The following is a 17011-nucleotide window of genomic DNA, read 5'->3' as shown; positions in this document are numbered from 1 at the left end:
TCGCAGATTTTCCGTGTAGTGGGTACTTACTAAATTAAATGCTAACCAACGTAATGGCTCATAGCGTGAACCATTATCTTGATTATTTAAGAACTTCAATCAATTAAAATCCTATCTTTAAGGAAACTAACCTCATATGATTAAGTTCTTTAGACACTTTAGACAGCGACTACTTTCTGAGGGTAAAACTGGAAAGTATTTTAAATACGCGATTGGGGAGATTATTCTTGTTGTTATTGGAATTTTGATTGCACTACAGATTAATAATTGGAATCAGAATCGTCTTAATGAAAATTTAGAATCTCTTTACTATAAAAGACTTTTAGATGATGCTAGAGAGGAAAAACAAATTCTTGAAGCGACTATTAACTATTCTAAAAAAGTCTATTATCACGCAAAAAAAGCCATAGCTGTTTTCGAAAACTCTATTGATGCTGAAATTAATCCTGTCGAAAATCTAATTGACATGTATCAGGCTAGTCAATTATCTGACGCCTATTCTGCATCATCAACTTTTCAGGAGTTAATTGCTTCTGGTCAAATTAATCTCATCCAAAATGAAAGTTTAAAAAATACATTAATTAGTTATTATGGTGCTGATTGGTCCCAGTCTGGTGTATTTATTCTTAAAAATAAATATAGAGAGAATTTGAGAGGTAAAATGCCAGATCAAATCCAGACACAAATACGTTTGAATTGTGGAGATATTTATATAAAAAAGGGTAATAGTTATCTGTTAAGTTTACCTAATGAATGTGATATTCAACTGAATTTTGAATTAGCTAAATCCGTTGTAGAAGAGTTACGTATGGACGAAAGTTTAAAAAAAGACTTACGCTATCTTATTGGTAATGAAATGGGTAAAGTGAATGATTTAAAACCAGTACAAAAGCAACTCAATGACATTATCATTCAATTAGAAGCTATTATTAAAGATTAAGAATAGAATAATTTTTATAAAATAACGAAAGTACAACAATGACTATAAGTCTTACTGGATCTCGACTACTTTTGAAAATTTTCTAACGTACAGTTCGCTCTAGATACTTGTGCCTCGCAGATTTTCTTTGTAGTGGGTACTTACTAAATTAAATGCTAACCAACGCAAGGGCTCATAGCGTGAACCATTATCTTGATTAATTCAGAACTTCAATCAATTAAAATCCTATCTTTAAGGAAACTAACCTCACATGATTAAGTTCTTTAGACTCTTGAGACAGCGACTACTTTCTGAGGGTAAAACTGGAAAGTATTTTAAATACGCGATTGGGGAGATTATTCTCGTTGTGATTGGAATTTTAATTGCTTTACAAATTAATAATTGGAATGAAAACAGAAAAGACAGAATTGTAGAGCAAATACTGTATAAATCACTTATTAGTAGCCTAGAAAGTGATTTAAAAGATGTAAATGACAAAATATTAATAGTAGATAAAGCCCTTAATGCACAAAACATTTTTATTACCATTTCTTTTGAAAAAATAAAGGAAAGATATGATATAAATCAAATAGTAGATTTATTGTATGCAGTAAGTGAAAGTAGTCGTTCATTCTTTCCGAATTATGGTTTATACAATAAAATCACAAACAATAATAACATAGATTTAATACAGTCTAATGAATTACAAATAAAAATAATAGAATTATACGAACAATATTATAAGAGATATAACGACCTTGATCTTAATATAGAACAGCAATCTCTGTTCAGTTTAAACACTAACTTTTTCAGTAAAATTCAAAATTATGCAACTGACTATGGCCGATATAAAATAACTTTTGAGATTTTGGGAAAGCACTATGATCAACTAAATGAAGAATGTCGTAAAATTAATATTTTAACAATTTTGACTCATGAATCTATGATTAGATGCAAAAATGAAATTGAATCCTTACTATCCGAATTACGAAAAACAAGCAATCAATAAAAACGAACCAACACATATAAATCATAAAATTCTACAGAAGTATAAGTAATCCTAAATAAATTAAAGAAATGAAAATTAGTACCAACAACTCAAACTTTAAAAACCGTTTAATATCGTTACCGCTATTCCTATTAATGTTGTATGCGACGGTATCTACCGCACAAATCAAAGATTATAGTGAATTGATTTCTAAAAAAGCCGATATGATTGAACAGAAAGTTATCGATTGGCGACACGATATTCACCAAAATCCAGAATTGGGAAATCGTGAATTTCGCACCGCAGCACTCATAGCTAAACATTTAGAATCACTTGGTATAGAAGTACAAACGGAAGTTGGTGTTACAGGTGTTGTTGGGATTCTCAAAGGAGATAAGCCTGGTCCTGTTGTGGCACTTAGAGCAGATATGGACGCCTTACCTGTAGAAGAGAAGAACGACTTACCATTTGCCTCAAAAGTTAAAACCACATACAATGGTAATGAAACCTATGTGATGCATGCATGTGGCCATGATGGGCATGTTGCTATTTTAATGGGAGTTGCAGAAATACTTACGGGAATGAAAAGTGAATTAAGAGGTACGGTTAAGTTTATTTTTCAACCAGCTGAAGAAGGTGCACCAAAAGGAGAAGAAGGCGGAGCCTACTTAATGACAAAAGAGGGTGTGCTTGAAAACCCTAAAGTTGATGTCATTTTTGGATTACATATGGATGCGTTAACTGAAGTTGGACAAATCACCTATAAACCGGCAGGGATCATGGCGAGTGTTAATGACATGAAAATAACGGTTAAAGGAATACCGGCACATGGCTCCTCCCCATGGTCAGGCATTGACCCTATTGTTATTTCTGCTCAAATTATCAACAACCTTCAAACAATTGTGAGTCGTAACGTAACATTAACCGATAATGCTGCCGTTGTAACCATAGGCGCAATAAATGGTGGAAATCGAAGTAACATAATACCAGAGCAAGTAGAAATGTTGGGCACCATAAGAACGTTAACAGATGAAGATGAAACTTTTGTGCTTAAAAGAATTAGAGAAATTGTAGAACATACAGCAAAAGCTGGCGGAGCAACTGCTACCGTAGAAATGCCTTACTCTATGCGTTTTCCGGTAACATTTAATGATGAAGAATTAACCGAAATGATGTTACCAACTTTAGAAAAGTCTGCTGGAAAGGAAAATGTAACTCTAATTTCTGCCATCACTGGAGCTGAGGATTTTTCATACTTCGCTCAAAAAGTACCCGGACTTTATTTTTTCGTTGGTGCAGCTACAAAAGGTGCAGATTTAAAAACAGTCGGTGACCACCACACCCCACAGTTTTTTATGGATGATAGTTCATTTAAAACAGGTGTAAAAACCATGTGTAATCTGGTTTTTGATTATATGGAATTGAAAAGTCAATAAAAAATAATGACAGTCTAGCAAAGCATACAAGCCATTATAAAGGCTAGTATATCAAACTGTAGTACTTCATTGTTTTGGGACTTCCATCAACAACTTGAATTAATTAAAAGTATTTGTAGAGTATAAAACAGATCTTCAAAGGGCCGTTAAATACATCTATATGCGTCTTCCTAATTATAAGAGCTTGATATAAAGTTTCCGTAGAATAGACTCATAGGCCAGAGTAAAGACCAACAATATTTTTGAAAAAAATGTATCAGAAATATCTAGTTAACAATCGAAATATCAATTTATTAATTAAAGTAGATAAAAATATAATAAATACAATTTGTAGCAGTCCTATTATAATATTTTCTATCTTTAAACCTATCCCAAGTTGTTCCTAACTTACTCCAAACTAATTAAATTCAATCAATATGCAATTAAAGCAATCTTTAATAATTGCGGCGATTTTGGGAATCGCTATGGTTACGAGTTGGGAAATGTATTGGCGTTCTCAAGGTATTCAACCAAACTTAGACGACAATAAAGATTTGTGGGCAAATCAACGTGCCAGATTAGAAAACGACACTTCTGATAAGACTGTTTTTATTGGCTCTTCCCGTATACTTTATGATATACAATTGGATATTTGGAGAGAAATGACCGATACGGAACCTATAATGCTTGCTGTACAAGGGGCATCACCAATACCTATTCTAAGAGATATCGTTGAAAACACCTCCTTCAGTGGTACCCTTGTTGTAGGCATCACTCCACCGTTATTCTTTTCAACAGTTTATCCAGGGGCATTTCCTATTTCTAGAGCACAATCTAAGGTAGATTATTTTAAAAAACGAACTTACGCGCAAAGGATAAATCATAGATTAGCCGTGCCCTTGCAAACTAATTTTGCCTTTATCAGAGATGGAGATGAAGAGTGGGACACTGATGTTGATTTAAAAACCTTACTCAGTCATATTTACATAGGCGAACGCAATGGTCCGCCTCCTGTTCCATTTAACAATTTTGAGGAAATTACAGAAGACAGACATATGAAAATGCCTGCTTATGTTACTCAGGACACAGCTTATGCAAACACTATTAAAGCAGCGTGGAAAGATATGGTTCTCAGTGGAGATAGGCCACCACCAGATAAAGAAGGTACAACAGCGGCCTTTTTGGATCTTTCTAAAAAATTCAAAGATCGAGGTGGCAATTTAATCTTACTCAGATGTCCGTCATCTGGCTTTTTTAAGGATATTGAAAACAAAGGATTTCCTCGTGAAGATTTTTGGGAATTATTGGTTGAAAAAGCAAATGTAAAGGCATACCATTACCATGATTATCCACAATTTAGAAACTTAAACCTTCCTGAATGGTCACATTTAGCATTAGAAGATGCTCAATTTTTCACAAGAGAATTGATAGCAATTTTAAAGAAGGATAAAGCGCTAAGTACAAACTAACCAATTCATCATATGCTATTTAATTCTTTAAGTTTCATTGTATTCTTAGTAATAGTACTATTACTCTATTATTCAAAACTTTTCAATTGGAAAAACAAAAAACGAATGTTGCTTTTTGCGAGTTACGTTTTTTACGGATTATGGAATCCTCCACTGGTTATTCTCTTATGGATTTCCACTGTAGTAGATTGGACTGCAGGAAATAAACTGGCTGCAGAAGATAATCAACGAAAAAGGAAGTTTTGGCTCCTGTTAAGTATGTTTGTCAACTTGGGTTTTTTGGCCTTTTTTAAATATGGTAATTTCTTGCTAGAAAATTTTGTTTCTATTGTAAATACATTGGGCATGGATTACCATCCAAGACCAATGGATATTATTTTGCCAATGGGCATCTCCTTTTACACCTTTCAAACTATGTCTTATACCATAGACATGTATCATAAAAGAATGCCACCGGCTAAAACATTCTTGGATTTTGCATTATATGTTACCTTTTTTCCACAACTTGTGGCCGGGCCAATTGTACGTGCAAAAGAACTCATCACACAATTTTATGAAAGTAAACGTGCCACCCCAAAACAATTTATATGGGGTTTGTTCTTGCTAACGACAGGTTTATTTCAGAAAGTAGTACTTGCTGACACACTATTAGCCGGAGTCTCAGATTCTGTTTTTGGTTCTTCTAAAATTTTGAATGGTGTAGATGCATGGGTAGGCACTATTGCCTTTTCTGGTCAAATATTTTTTGATTTTGCAGGTTACTCAACCTGTGCAATCGGTATTGCATTGATGCTTGGCATAATTCTGCCCGATAATTTTAAATATCCTTATTCAGCTTTAGGTTTTTCAGATTTTTGGAAACGTTGGCATATTAGCCTTTCTACTTGGCTAAGAGATTATTTATATATACCTCTTGGCGGTAACAGAAACGGAATCACAAGAATGTATATCGCATTGATGGTCACCATGTTACTCGGTGGCCTATGGCATGGTGCTGCTTGGACATTTATTGTTTGGGGTGGTTTACATGGTACATATCTCATTTTAGAACGTCTTCAGCGTAGATACTTACCATTTAAAATCAACACGTATAACGGTATTTTCTTAGCTTTTATAACGTTCTCATGTATTAATATTACCTGGGTGTTTTTTAGGGCCGACACGTTTAAAAAATCCTGGGATATGATTAAATCAATGTTTTATGCACAAATTAATGGTGAAAAAATATTGGGTAATTTTGATATTATTAAAGTTTGTACTCTAATAGGTTTAATGTTTTTATGCCATTGGTTCATGAGAAATAGCTCTTTAAAATCATTAGCTGAAAAAACACCTCCTCTTGTGTTCGGCGTCGTATGGGCCATTCTGTTTTTTTTGATTGTAATCTCACAAGGAAGTGGCGAGCAATTTATTTATTTCCAATTTTAGAAATCGCTCCTCTTAATGATAAAATTCTTTAGAAAAATTAGACAGAACTTACTTTCAGAAGGCAAAACTGGTAAGTATTTAAAATACGCTATTGGTGAAATTGTTTTAGTAGTCATCGGGATTTTAATCGCATTGAGCATTAACAATTGGAATGAAAGACAAAAGGAATTAGCTAAAGAGCAATTAATTCTAAAACAATTATATAGTGAGTATCAAAGTAATATCAATCAACTTGATGAAAAAATACTAATGCGTAATGAAGCACTTGAGGCTTGTAACAAGTTGCTAAATCAGATAGATAATCCTAATTCAATCAATGAAGATGTGTTGTACCAATCATTGTGGACAATTTTCAGAGACCCAACGTTTGACCCTATTCAAAACGATATAGTCGGTTCCGAAAATATACGTTTAATCAATAATGATACCCTAGTGCGATTTTTATCCAATTGGTCCTCTGAAGTATTTCAAGTCCAGGAATTAGAGTTAGAGTATCAAAAATTTAGAACTGAGATTTTATTGCCATGTTATCTTAGATTAGGTGTTTCAAGGAATGTAAATAATAATTTATGGAAAGATGGCTACTCACCTACTGAAGCATTGGACAAAGAGTTCAACTATCAATTTACGATTGAACCAACAAAAAAACAATTGGATCTGAAAAAAGTGCTTTCAGATGTTGAACTAGAAGGCTTAGTGAGCCAAGTCATCACAAATCATCAAATCACAAACATTCAGTCGCAAAGTTTACGCATGAGGATAATTAGTATGCTTAAAATTATTAATCAAGAAATTGAAAAAGAATGAGAATAATGAAAGTCTAATGTTGTTTAAAATTCAACATCCTAACATGCTTATATAACAAGTACAAGAAATATTCTTAAATTTAATATAGTAGCGTTGCCAGCATCGTGATACTTATATACCAAGCTATAATAAAGCGAAAACCAAATGACCCAACACCGCAAAAGACATAAGAATTTAGGATTGGCAGAACTGGTTGCCATAGCATTAGGCGGTATGGTAGGCGGAGGCATATTTACTATACTTGGTGTCTCAGTTTCAATGATTGGAAATTTAACACCTGTTGCTATTATTATTGGCGGATTAATTGCTTCTTTAGCTGCATATTCTTATGTTAAATTAGGATTGTATTATCGTGATGAGGGAGCTACCTATTCTTTTTTTAAAAGGACCTATCCACAGTCCCATTTTTCAGCATCCATAATTGGTTGGTTTATCATTTTTGGTTATATAAGTACCCTTTCACTTTACGCTTATACATTTTCATCATATGCAATCAGTAGCACTGATTTTGCCAATAACATTTGGATAAGGAAATCAATTGCCATTGGAGTAATTTCAGTCTTCACCTTCATAAATATTTGGAGTGTTAACGGTATGGGCAAAATTGAAGATGCAATGGTCTATACCAAGTTAGTACTCCTTACAATAATTTCATTTGCCTTAATTCAACATGGTACAACAGACTTCAAGACTTTTATGGAAAATATGGCAGTAGATATCGAAAACTCATCTATACTTTCAATCTTAATTGTTTCGTCAATAACTTTCGTGGCGTATGAGGGTTTTCAATTGGTTATCAATGCCGTAAATGAAATGACAAATCCGCAAAAGAATATTCCTCGTGCCATATATTTGGCCATAAGTTTAGCTGTAATTATATATGTAGTTATCTCAATAGGTGCCCTATTTGCCATTCCAAAAAATGACATTATTAAATACAAAGAATATGCCTTAGCAGCTGGTGCTGGTGAAGCATTAGGGACTTTAGGAACCAACCTCGTGATTCTTGGTGCTATACTGGCTACAAGTAGTGCTATTAGCGGTACTGTATTTGGTTCTTCAAGACAAATGGCCGTTATTGCTAAAGACGGCTATTTTCCAAATTGGTTATCCATCAGAAAAAGCAACATTCCACAAAATGCAATTATTGGCATGGCGATCATGTCGGCTATCTTAATTTTAATTGGTGGACTGGAGTTGATACTGGAATTTGGTAGTATAACCTTTCTCTTGGTTTCGCTTTTAATGGCAATCGCTAATTATAAAATAAGGGATAAAACAGAATCATCAAAAGCTTTAACCTTACTTGCAATAATTGGATTAGGTATTGGAGGCAGCTTAATTCTATATTATGAGTTGACCTCAAAATGGGAACAAATGATGGCCATTATTCTTCTTTATTTAGTCTTGAGTTTAGGTTCATGGATTTATGCGAAGAAAAACAAACTAAAGGACACAGATGATATAAAATGAAAAAAAGACAAGTCTATATTATTATTTCTTTACTATCAATACTGACCGTAATTGCTTTATTGGTTACTGGGTCTTCGTTATTAACATTAGCTTTATTTAAAGATAATGCCATTCCCCTTGGAACCTTCATTACATGGACAGGTATGTTTTCTTTACCCTTAACCATATATTGGGGAATAAAAGCCTTGAGAAAGCCAACAAACAAACTACAAAAACACTCTCAATAATCACTTGAAATCGTAATTATTTTAGAACTAAGTTGGGTTCTAATTTCTTACCTACTTGCTAGCAATCCTTTATTTACATTTTCCGAAAAAGAATCATTTCAGGTTGGACAAACGGCCATGAGTTGGTTTTGGTATTTAAGCTATGGAGTAGGTATAGGAGCTCTAGTCACCTTAATTCTATACTATTAACTTTACTTTTTAAAAAAGTCAGTCATTAGAAAAAATAAAAACTCTATATTGCTACCTGTTTTTAAACACTGCTCAATATGTTAGGATTAATACTACTCTACTGGATTGGTAAATACTTTTTTAAACTCGCTGAAGAATACAATAAGAACAAATGGGGATTTGCCATTTTGGGAGTCGTCACGTATTATGCAGGTATTATAATTTTTAGCTTTATTTTTGGTATAGTCATAGAACTGACTTCACCAGGTGCCATAGATAACATTAATGAAACCCTCCTTGGTCTAATGATGTTGCCTTTTGGTATTTTAAGTTGCTATGTGCTTTATAAATATTTAGAAAAAACCTGGAAAAAAAACCTACCAGTGAATGAAATTGATCAGATAGGGAGCTGATTTATAGTAATTATACTTCAAAACAAAAGGTCTTTTATAAAGTCTTGCCTAAATGCCAGGACTGATAATAGAAACGGTATTCTAGTTGGATAGTTTATTCTTAATGACAGCCAAAATGTATCAAGCCGAAATACTTAACGTGAAACAAGGCTAAAAGTAATAAGTTTTAAATTTTAGATGTATAACCTCAATTGAAACTTAAGGCTATAGGTCACCGTTGGCAGCATTAAACCAATCGAATAAAGATTAGTATTACTAGAAATCAAATTTTAGTTTCCTTTTTCCTGTAATTGCTCATTATCAGTTGTCAATCTAAACAAAGCTCGGCAAAACTTAAACACCTATCAAGAGTTTCTTTAACGTCCTCTATTGTTGTTCTCGGGTTAATCAAGCACATTCTAAGGACGACCTGTCCTTGAAGCACAGTGGTTACCAATAATGCTTTTTTAGTACCAATAACCCGTTTTGAAATCTCTTGATTCAGAGTATCTAATTTCTTTTCTGAAAACTGTTTTTTTATTGGATTATACCTAAAGTTTATAACGGCCAAAGTAGCATGAGATACAATTTCCCAATCGCTACTTTTTCTTAAGATATCTTCTACGGCTTCAGCCAAATCAATATTATAGGTTATAGCTTCCCTAAACGCTTTTAAGCCAAAAGTTTTTATTGACATGTAAAACTTAAGCGCTCTAAATCTACGTGTGAGCTGTATACCATGATCGTAGAAATTAATTTCAGACGTATTTCCTTCAATATCTCTTAAGTATTCTGGCTTTTCGCTAAATGTAGAACTTAGCCATTTGTGATCCCTAACTAACAAGCATCCCATTTCATAGGGTTGAAAAAACCATTTATGAGGATCTATCGTTAAGGAATCTGCTTTTTGAATGCCTTTTAAAAGTTTAGCCCCTTTTTCGCTTAAAATTGCCGCTCCACCATAAGCACCATCTACATGAAACCAAAGCTTTTCATTTTTACAAAGTTTGGCCAACTCATCCAATTGATCTACACTTCCAGTATTTGTAGTGCCGGCATTGGCTATTAAGCAAAATGGTTGATAGCCTTCAATCCTATCTTTAGCTATGGCGTTTTTTAACTTATTGATAGATATTTTATAATCAGAGTCCACAGGGATCAAGCGCACTTGTTCCTTTTTAAATCCAATGGTTTTTAAAGCTTTTATATTTGAAGAATGCGTTTGATTGGACATGTAGACAATAGCCTTAGAAAATTCATCGCCACACTTTTGGCGTCTGGCAGTAACAAGAGCTGTTAAATTAGCCATTGATCCTCCACTAGTAAAAATACCTCCACCCTTTTTATTTGGGAATTTAAAAAGTTTTAAAAGCCAATTAATCGTCACAATTTCTAGCTCAGTTGCAGCAGGTGACGCTGCCCAACCTCCAGAAAACACATTGAACCCTGTCGCTAAAGTATCTGCCATAGCACTTATGAAGTTACTAGGTCCTGGCACAAAAGAATACGACTTGGGATGGGAGACAATATTACTTTCTGTAAGGACTTTATCTATAACAAAATCCAAAACCTTATGGGCTTCTGTTCCGTTTTCAGGAACATTTTCTAAAAACAAATTATCCATTTCTTCACGAGTAGCTGTAACTACAGGATTCTTTGTGTCCTGTGTATCAAAATGTTCTACAATGGCATCCACAATCTTATAACCATAGGATTGCATTTCGGCTTTTGAAATGGTCAATTTATGTGCTTCTAAGGTATTTTTAGACATAAGGTTTTCAATTTTGCTGCAAAGATACAGCTTCAATAGAGCTCTGAAAACTTTTGGCTAAAGTTCCTAGGTCATCACATTAAAACTTACATTATTATCCGGTGAATTTATATCACATGATTAAAAATCATGAAGAAATGACAGATAGCACCACCTAATACAAAAAGGTGCCATATCACGTGATTATAGGGTATACGCTGAATTGCGTAAAATATAATTCCAACCGTATATGATAATCCACCAGCAAACAACCACAATACACCAGTTGGTCCAATCGCATCCGAAAGGTTAGAAAAATCGAAAATAATTAGCCAACCCATAACAAGGTATAATAGGGTAGAAAACAACTCAAACCTTCCCGTAAAAAAGAGTTTTAACACCAATCCAAAAGCGGCAATTCCCCAAACTATCCAGAACAGTGGCCAGCCATTACTTTCCCTTAGTAGAATTAATAATACTGGTGTATAAGTCCCTGCAATGAGAAGGTATATGCTTATGTGGTCTACAATCCTAAAATAATGTTTGCGCTTCTCCCCTTTTACAGCATGATATAAGGTAGATGCCAAAAACAAGACTATGACAGAAATGCCATACACGATAACACTAAAAAGACTCCAAGGTTTGGCAATATTGTCTGAATATACAATCAATAGAATTAATGCAACAATACCTAAGGCAGCACCAACACCATGAGACCAAGCATTGAGCAGTTCTTCTTGTTTGGATTGTGTACGCATAGCATTTAGTTATTATTTATGGTTTTTGGTTGTGACCATTTATTAACACAAGCATAATAGTCGATTTCAAATGCTGGCTTTTGCTTTTCCAATAGACCATTTTGAAAGGCTCTCTGCAATATATCTTCAATCAGGTAATCTTCTTCAACCTCAAAGGGATCAAATTCTCGTTTTAAAGAAATATCAAATAAACTTGCAGTATTGTTGAACCAAAAGGCACGCCATCCATTTCGTAATTCTTTAATGAGCTCAAAGGTCGTCTTTCCGGTCTGTCTATGGATAAGCTTTACCAAAATTTGTCCCTCGGTTTTAGTCAACTTTTTCAACTCGGCCGAAAATTCATCTTCTATATATCGCTGTATTACCTTAGCATACTTTTTCTTGTCACGCTTGCGTTCTAATTGCGACAAACGTTTTTGTAAGGTTTCTAATCGTTCAGCCGCTAGTTTTGCATATGGAAACACCTTTTGTGTTTTTCGTCGAAGTACAATATATCTCATACGCGACTTACGATCCTCAAAACTAAGGTTAGGAAGCATCAAAACTTCATCGAGCTCTACTTCTGTTATAGGAATGGAATCCCCTTCAATAATCATATAATGCACAAGGGTGGAATCTTTTTTAACAGGATCCTCCTGGGCAGAAATTAAGGTGGTTAACAATAATAGTATATAGGTAATATATTTCATATTGAATTGGACTTCCAAAATTGTTCCAAAGAGCAATTCTCGGTGATTTCAAAATTAACAATTATTACCACCTCTAACCGCAAATTCTTATTAATATTATTATTTTTAAAGAAAAATTTTTCAAATGGCTAAAAAGCAATTACTCAACAAAAAGTCGATGGACTTTTTAGAAACATATTTAAATAATGCCTCACCAACAGGTTACGAATGGGATGGTCAAAAGATATGGATGAATTACCTTAAACCTTATGTTGATGAGTTTATAACCGACACATATGGCACTGCCGTAGCTGTAATAAACCCAAAAGCAAAGTATAAGGTGGTCATAGAAGGACATGCCGATGAAATTTCTTGGTATGTGAACTATATCTCGGACAATGGCCTATTGTATGTTATAAGAAATGGTGGTAGTGACCACCAAATCGCACCTAGCAAAATTGTAAATATCCATACCAAAAAAGGACTTGTAAAAGGGGTGTTTGGTTGGCCTGCAATACATACAAGAGACCGTTCAAAAGAAGAATCACCAAAACCGGATAACATCTGTATTGATATTGGTGCAAAAGATAAAGACGAAGTTGAAAAAATGGGGGTTCATGTAGGCTGTGTCATTACTTACCCGGATGAATTTCATATCTTAAACAAGGATAAATTTGTTTGCAGGGCACTCGATAATCGTATGGGTGGCTTCATGATTGCCGAAGTAGCACGATTGCTTCATGAAAACAAAAAGAAATTACCATTTGGACTTTACATCACTAATTCCGTGCAAGAAGAAATAGGCTTGCGTGGTGCTGAAATGATTACAGAAACCATAAAACCAAATGTTGCCATAGTTACCGACGTAACACACGATACAACCACACCAATGATAGATCCTAAAAAGCAAGGACTGGCAAAAATCGGTGATGGTCCTGTGGTTGCTTATGCTCCAGCCGTACAACAAAAATTACGCGATTTAATTACCGATACCGCTGAAGAAAAGAAAATACCGTTTCAACGTGCCGCATTATCAAGAGCTACTGGTACTGATACTGATGCTTTTGCCTATAGTAATGGTGGTGTGGCTTCTGCCCTTATCTCTTTACCTTTACGCTACATGCATACTACTGTAGAAATGGTTCATAAGAACGATGTTGAAAATGTAATTCGCTTAATTTATGAGACGCTTCTAAAAATTAAAGATGGAGACACGTTTAGTTATTTTAAATAAATAAAATTCCCACTATAGTGGGAATCTTTTTATATGGATGAATTTATAGACATAGTCACTAAGTCTGGTCTCCCGACCGGTAAGACGGCGCTTAAATCCGAAGCACATAAATACGGTTGGTATCACAACACTATTCATCTCTGGCTATATACTAATCAGGGAGAAATTTTGTTGCAACAACGCTCTCATAAAAAGGCGATTCATCCTTTACTTTGGGATGTTTCTGCAGCAGGACATATCGATGCTGGAGAATCCTTTATAGAGGCTGCTCTAAGAGAAACTGAAGAAGAACTTGGTCTTACTTTGCAAGCTAAAGAACTAACTAAGATTGGCACAAAGCTTCATGAAAGTTCATATGCTAATGGAACTATACAAGATAATGAATTTCATCAGGTTTATATTGCAGAATTAAAAGTAAACCTAATGGATTTAAAGCCACAGGAAGACGAAGTTGAGGCCCTAAAATTGGTTACCTTTAATGAGTTTGAGCAGCTTTTGGAAAACAGTGCCACAAACAACCACTTTATACCTACAAACAAATCCTATTATAATTTCATTTTGGAAGCTATTAAAGATAAACTGAAACCATGAATTTAATTCTTTGTGCAGTTGCACCTGTACTCACTATAATTATATACATTTATTTTCATGATAAATATGAAAAGGAACCTGTTGGACTTTTAATTGCCAATTTCCTTTTTGGTGCTATTGTAAGCATTATAATTGTTACTGTTATTTACCTCATAACAGGACGATTTATTCCTATTACTGATGAGTATAGCATATGGCAGCAGTTTATTCAGGCCTTTGTAGTCGTAGCACTATCTGAAGAATTTAGCAAATATGTGATCGTAAAATATTTTGCACAACCAAAAAAAGCTTTTAACGAGCCTTATGACGGAATTATCTACGCGGTTATGGTATCTATGGGCTTTGCTTGTACAGAGAATATAATGTATGTGCTTCAAGGTGGTTACGAAACCGCCATCCTGAGAGCATTTACAGCGGTACCTGCACACGCCACCTTTGGTGTACTCATGGGGTATTTCATGGGCTTGGCTAAATTTTCTAACAATAGGATAAAACTTAATATGGCTGGACTGTTTTTGGCTGTCTTGTTCCACGGAGCCTACGATTTCTTCCTATTCATCAGATTCATTCCAGGGATATCAATTGGTGCCTTTATATCCTTAATAATTGCAGTGATCTTATCGCGAAAAGCAATTCGTAGACACCAAGACAATTCAACATTTAAAACCGACTAAAAATCAACTATCCAATAAGATCAATAAAATGTTATAATCACCTTAAGTCTTTCTGTAAACATGATTTATTTCATATTTTAGAAGTCCATTAAAACATAATTTAGCCAAAGTTTAACAAACCCCCTTATATGTATAAAGCAAAAGTTAATGCTTCTTATGAATTTGACTTAGGTCAGGAAGCAGTAGACCAACTTGATGCTGTTGAAACCTCAACAAACAAGTATCATATCCTTCAAAACAACGATTCTATTAAAGCTAACATTCTTAGCAAAGATTTTAACAAAAAAACATACAGCATTAAAGTGAATAACAACACTTATGATGTTGTCATCAACGATGCCTTAGATCAGCAAATTGCTGCTTTAGGGTTTGAAATTGGAGCATCTAAAAAAGTAAATGAAATCAAGGCTCCAATGCCTGGTCTAATCTTGGAAATAAATGTTGAAAAAGCCCAAGAAGTTAAAGAAGATGATCCTTTATTAATTCTTGAAGCCATGAAAATGGAAAATGTTATCAACTCACCTCGTGATGGTGTTATAAAATCCATTAAAGTTAATCAAGGAGATACCGTCGAAAAAAATGCACTTTTAATCGAATTCGAATAAAATGAAAAAAATATTAATTGCCAATCGTGGCGAAATTGCAATTCGTGTCATGCGAACGGCAAAAAAAATGGGCATTAAAACTGTCGCCGTATTTTCTGAAGCCGATAGAAATGCCCCTCATGTGAAATTTGCTGATGAAGCCGTTTGCATTGGTCCTGCACCTTCTAGCCAGTCCTACCTAAAAGGAGATAAAATTATTGAAGTCGCCAAAGCCTTGAACGTTGATGGCATACACCCTGGATATGGTTTTCTTAGTGAAAATGCCGATTTCGCAGAGCTGTGCGAAAAGAATAATGTGATTTTTATAGGACCACGATCCAAGGCCATTAAGATGATGGGAGACAAATTAGCGGCTAAAGATGCTGTAAAGGACTATAATATCCCTATGGTACCAGGTGTAGACCATGCGGTTACAGATCCAAAAGAAGCGGTTGATATTGCAAAGAGAATTGGCTTACCTATCCTAATAAAGGCTGCTGCAGGTGGTGGTGGAAAAGGGATGCGAATTGTGGAGAAGGAAAAAGATGTTGAAAGTCAAATGAAACGTGCTATAAGCGAAGCCACCTCAGCTTTTGGTGATGGTTCGGTTTTTGTTGAGAAATACGTCACCTCACCAAGACACATCGAAATTCAGGTGATGGCAGATACACATGGTAACATAATACATTTCTTTGAACGCGAATGTTCTGTACAACGACGTCATCAAAAAGTTGTCGAAGAAGCACCTTCTGCGATATTAACACCTGAGTTAAGGGAAAAGATGGGACAGGCTGCCATAAACGTGGCACGTTCTTGTGATTATGTTGGTGCTGGTACCGTTGAATTTCTAATGGATGCCGATCATAACTTTTACTTCCTTGAAATGAACACCAGATTACAAGTTGAGCATCCTGTTTCTGAGTGGATTGCCGGTGTCGATTTGGTTGAGCTTCAAATTAAAGTGGCTCGTGGTGAAGTATTGGATATTAAACAAGAGGATTTAAAAATTAATGGGCATGCCCTAGAACTACGTGTATATGCCGAAGATCCTATGAACGACTTCTTACCAAGTGTTGGTAACCTAGAAGTTTACCAGTTACCTGTTGGTGAAAATATCCGCGTTGATAACGGTTTTGAAGAAGGTATGGATGTACCTATTTATTATGATCCAATGCTATCCAAACTAATTACCTATGGTAAAACACGTGCAGAAGCAATTGAACTTATGATAAAAGCGATTGATAACTACCATGTAAAAGGGGTACAGACCACACTGCCTTTTGGTCGTTTTGTTTGTGAACACGACGCCTTTAGAAGTGGAAATTTCGACACCCATTTTGTGAAGAAGTACTACTCACCTAGCCTGTTGGAAGAACAGCACAAAGCCGAAGCAGAGATTGCAGCTAAACTAGCCTTGAAGCAATATTTAGAAGATCAAAAATTATTAAGATTACCTAATTAAGATA

At 34.7% G+C, this 17011-nt stretch carries 17 protein-coding genes; 14 read left to right on the top strand and 3 right to left on the bottom strand.

Annotated features, from left to right (window positions below; all coding sequences use genetic code 11):
- Nucleotides 1-136 precede the first annotated feature (136 nt).
- The 9 genes from ACFQ1K_RS08295 (at nt 137) to ACFQ1K_RS08255 (ending at nt 9307) form a co-directional block, all read left to right on the top strand.
- A complete protein-coding gene (locus ACFQ1K_RS08295) occupies nt 137-940 on the top strand; it encodes a DUF6090 family protein (protein ID WP_320556301.1) in 804 nt (267 codons plus the stop codon).
- A 250-nt stretch (nt 941-1190) separates the two neighbouring features.
- Nucleotides 1191-1928 (top strand): DUF6090 family protein, encoded by a 738-nt coding sequence (locus ACFQ1K_RS08290; RefSeq protein ID WP_320556302.1) that lies wholly within the window; start codon nt 1191-1193, stop codon nt 1926-1928.
- Between the two features lie 68 nt (nt 1929-1996).
- Complete coding sequence (locus ACFQ1K_RS08285; protein WP_320556303.1) at nt 1997-3343, top strand: amidohydrolase; 1347 nt, start codon at nt 1997-1999, stop codon at nt 3341-3343.
- Between the two features lie 416 nt (nt 3344-3759).
- Nucleotides 3760-4791 carry a hypothetical protein gene (locus tag ACFQ1K_RS08280; RefSeq protein WP_320556304.1) on the top strand — a complete coding sequence of 344 codons (1032 nt, stop codon included), beginning with the start codon at nt 3760-3762 and terminating at the stop codon, nt 4789-4791.
- A gap of 12 nt (nt 4792-4803) precedes the next feature.
- Nucleotides 4804-6219: an MBOAT family O-acyltransferase gene (locus tag ACFQ1K_RS08275; RefSeq protein ID WP_320556305.1), complete on the top strand. Its 1416-nt coding sequence runs from the start codon at nt 4804-4806 to the stop codon at nt 6217-6219.
- Between the two features lie 15 nt (nt 6220-6234).
- Nucleotides 6235-7026 (top strand): DUF6090 family protein, encoded by a 792-nt coding sequence (locus ACFQ1K_RS08270; RefSeq protein WP_320556306.1) that lies wholly within the window; start codon nt 6235-6237, stop codon nt 7024-7026.
- A gap of 144 nt (nt 7027-7170) precedes the next feature.
- Nucleotides 7171-8499, top strand: a complete 1329-nt coding sequence (locus ACFQ1K_RS08265; protein WP_320556307.1) for an APC family permease — start codon at nt 7171-7173, stop codon at nt 8497-8499.
- Entirely contained in the window at nt 8496-8726 is a 231-nt protein-coding gene (locus ACFQ1K_RS08260; protein WP_320556308.1) for a hypothetical protein, read from the top strand. The genes ACFQ1K_RS08265 and ACFQ1K_RS08260 overlap by 4 nt, the downstream gene beginning before the upstream one ends.
- A gap of 266 nt (nt 8727-8992) precedes the next feature.
- Nucleotides 8993-9307 (top strand): hypothetical protein, encoded by a 315-nt coding sequence (locus tag ACFQ1K_RS08255; RefSeq protein WP_320556309.1) that lies wholly within the window; start codon nt 8993-8995, stop codon nt 9305-9307.
- Between the two features lie 307 nt (nt 9308-9614).
- Here ACFQ1K_RS08255 and ACFQ1K_RS08250 read toward each other — a convergent pair whose 3' ends face one another.
- The 3 genes from ACFQ1K_RS08250 to ACFQ1K_RS08240 form a co-directional block, all read right to left on the bottom strand.
- Nucleotides 9615-11057, bottom strand: a complete 1443-nt coding sequence (locus ACFQ1K_RS08250; RefSeq protein ID WP_320556310.1) for a pyridoxal phosphate-dependent decarboxylase family protein — start codon at nt 11055-11057, stop codon at nt 9615-9617.
- A 107-nt stretch (nt 11058-11164) separates the two neighbouring features.
- Entirely contained in the window at nt 11165-11794 is a 630-nt protein-coding gene (gene trhA / locus ACFQ1K_RS08245) for a PAQR family membrane homeostasis protein TrhA (RefSeq protein WP_320556311.1), read from the bottom strand.
- Between the two features lie 5 nt (nt 11795-11799).
- On the bottom strand, nt 11800-12483 hold the full coding sequence (locus tag ACFQ1K_RS08240) for a DUF4294 domain-containing protein (RefSeq protein ID WP_320556312.1): 684 nt from the start codon (nt 12481-12483) through the stop codon (nt 11800-11802).
- Between the two features lie 124 nt (nt 12484-12607).
- Here ACFQ1K_RS08240 and ACFQ1K_RS08235 point away from each other — a divergent pair, with 124 nt between their 5' ends.
- The 5 genes from ACFQ1K_RS08235 to accC all read left to right on the top strand — a co-directional run bounded on the left by ACFQ1K_RS08235 (nt 12608) and on the right by accC (nt 17007).
- Nucleotides 12608-13696, top strand: coding sequence for a M42 family metallopeptidase (locus tag ACFQ1K_RS08235; RefSeq protein ID WP_320556313.1), 1089 nt, complete (start codon nt 12608-12610; stop codon nt 13694-13696).
- A 33-nt stretch (nt 13697-13729) separates the two neighbouring features.
- Complete coding sequence (locus ACFQ1K_RS08230; RefSeq protein ID WP_320556314.1) at nt 13730-14287, top strand: NUDIX hydrolase; 558 nt, start codon at nt 13730-13732, stop codon at nt 14285-14287.
- Nucleotides 14284-14961: a PrsW family intramembrane metalloprotease gene (locus ACFQ1K_RS08225; protein WP_320556315.1), complete on the top strand. Its 678-nt coding sequence runs from the start codon at nt 14284-14286 to the stop codon at nt 14959-14961. Before ACFQ1K_RS08230 ends, ACFQ1K_RS08225 begins: the two co-directional genes overlap by 4 nt.
- Before the next feature lie 128 nt (nt 14962-15089).
- The gene (locus ACFQ1K_RS08220) at nt 15090-15566 is read left to right on the top strand and encodes an acetyl-CoA carboxylase biotin carboxyl carrier protein subunit (protein ID WP_320556316.1); all 477 of its coding nucleotides are present in this window, start codon (nt 15090-15092) and stop codon (nt 15564-15566) included.
- A gap of 1 nt (nt 15567) precedes the next feature.
- A complete protein-coding gene (gene accC / locus ACFQ1K_RS08215) occupies nt 15568-17007 on the top strand; it encodes an acetyl-CoA carboxylase biotin carboxylase subunit (protein ID WP_320556317.1) in 1440 nt (479 codons plus the stop codon).
- The last annotated feature ends 4 nt before the right edge of the window (nt 17008-17011 follow it).

It is taken from the genome of Winogradskyella aquimaris, assembly GCF_042676105.1.
Taxonomy (GTDB): Bacteria; Bacteroidota; Bacteroidia; order Flavobacteriales; family Flavobacteriaceae; genus Winogradskyella; species Winogradskyella aquimaris.
The sequence above is the reverse complement of the archived record's forward strand: the minus strand, read 5'-3'. Positions and strand labels throughout refer to the sequence as shown.

What these genes read in the sequence shown, in the direction of transcription:
- accC (WP_320556317.1), top strand. Translation starts at nt 15,568, where the DNA reads ATGAAAAAAATATTAATTGCCAATCGTGGCGAAATTGCAATTCGTGTC.
- ACFQ1K_RS08250 (WP_320556310.1), bottom strand. Translation starts at nt 11,057, where the DNA reads ATGTCTAAAAATACCTTAGAAGCACATAAATTGACCATTTCAAAAGCC.
- ACFQ1K_RS08275 (WP_320556305.1), top strand. Translation starts at nt 4,804, where the DNA reads ATGCTATTTAATTCTTTAAGTTTCATTGTATTCTTAGTAATAGTACTA.
- ACFQ1K_RS08290 (WP_320556302.1), top strand. Translation starts at nt 1,191, where the DNA reads ATGATTAAGTTCTTTAGACTCTTGAGACAGCGACTACTTTCTGAGGGT.
- ACFQ1K_RS08255 (WP_320556309.1), top strand. Translation starts at nt 8,993, where the DNA reads ATGTTAGGATTAATACTACTCTACTGGATTGGTAAATACTTTTTTAAA.
- ACFQ1K_RS08240 (WP_320556312.1), bottom strand. Translation starts at nt 12,483, where the DNA reads ATGAAATATATTACCTATATACTATTATTGTTAACCACCTTAATTTCT.
- ACFQ1K_RS08225 (WP_320556315.1), top strand. Translation starts at nt 14,284, where the DNA reads ATGAATTTAATTCTTTGTGCAGTTGCACCTGTACTCACTATAATTATA.
- ACFQ1K_RS08265 (WP_320556307.1), top strand. Translation starts at nt 7,171, where the DNA reads ATGACCCAACACCGCAAAAGACATAAGAATTTAGGATTGGCAGAACTG.
- ACFQ1K_RS08260 (WP_320556308.1), top strand. Translation starts at nt 8,496, where the DNA reads ATGAAAAAAAGACAAGTCTATATTATTATTTCTTTACTATCAATACTG.
- ACFQ1K_RS08220 (WP_320556316.1), top strand. Translation starts at nt 15,090, where the DNA reads ATGTATAAAGCAAAAGTTAATGCTTCTTATGAATTTGACTTAGGTCAG.
- ACFQ1K_RS08295 (WP_320556301.1), top strand. Translation starts at nt 137, where the DNA reads ATGATTAAGTTCTTTAGACACTTTAGACAGCGACTACTTTCTGAGGGT.
- ACFQ1K_RS08280 (WP_320556304.1), top strand. Translation starts at nt 3,760, where the DNA reads ATGCAATTAAAGCAATCTTTAATAATTGCGGCGATTTTGGGAATCGCT.
- ACFQ1K_RS08270 (WP_320556306.1), top strand. Translation starts at nt 6,235, where the DNA reads ATGATAAAATTCTTTAGAAAAATTAGACAGAACTTACTTTCAGAAGGC.
- ACFQ1K_RS08235 (WP_320556313.1), top strand. Translation starts at nt 12,608, where the DNA reads ATGGCTAAAAAGCAATTACTCAACAAAAAGTCGATGGACTTTTTAGAA.
- trhA (WP_320556311.1), bottom strand. Translation starts at nt 11,794, where the DNA reads ATGCGTACACAATCCAAACAAGAAGAACTGCTCAATGCTTGGTCTCAT.
- ACFQ1K_RS08285 (WP_320556303.1), top strand. Translation starts at nt 1,997, where the DNA reads ATGAAAATTAGTACCAACAACTCAAACTTTAAAAACCGTTTAATATCG.
- ACFQ1K_RS08230 (WP_320556314.1), top strand. Translation starts at nt 13,730, where the DNA reads ATGGATGAATTTATAGACATAGTCACTAAGTCTGGTCTCCCGACCGGT.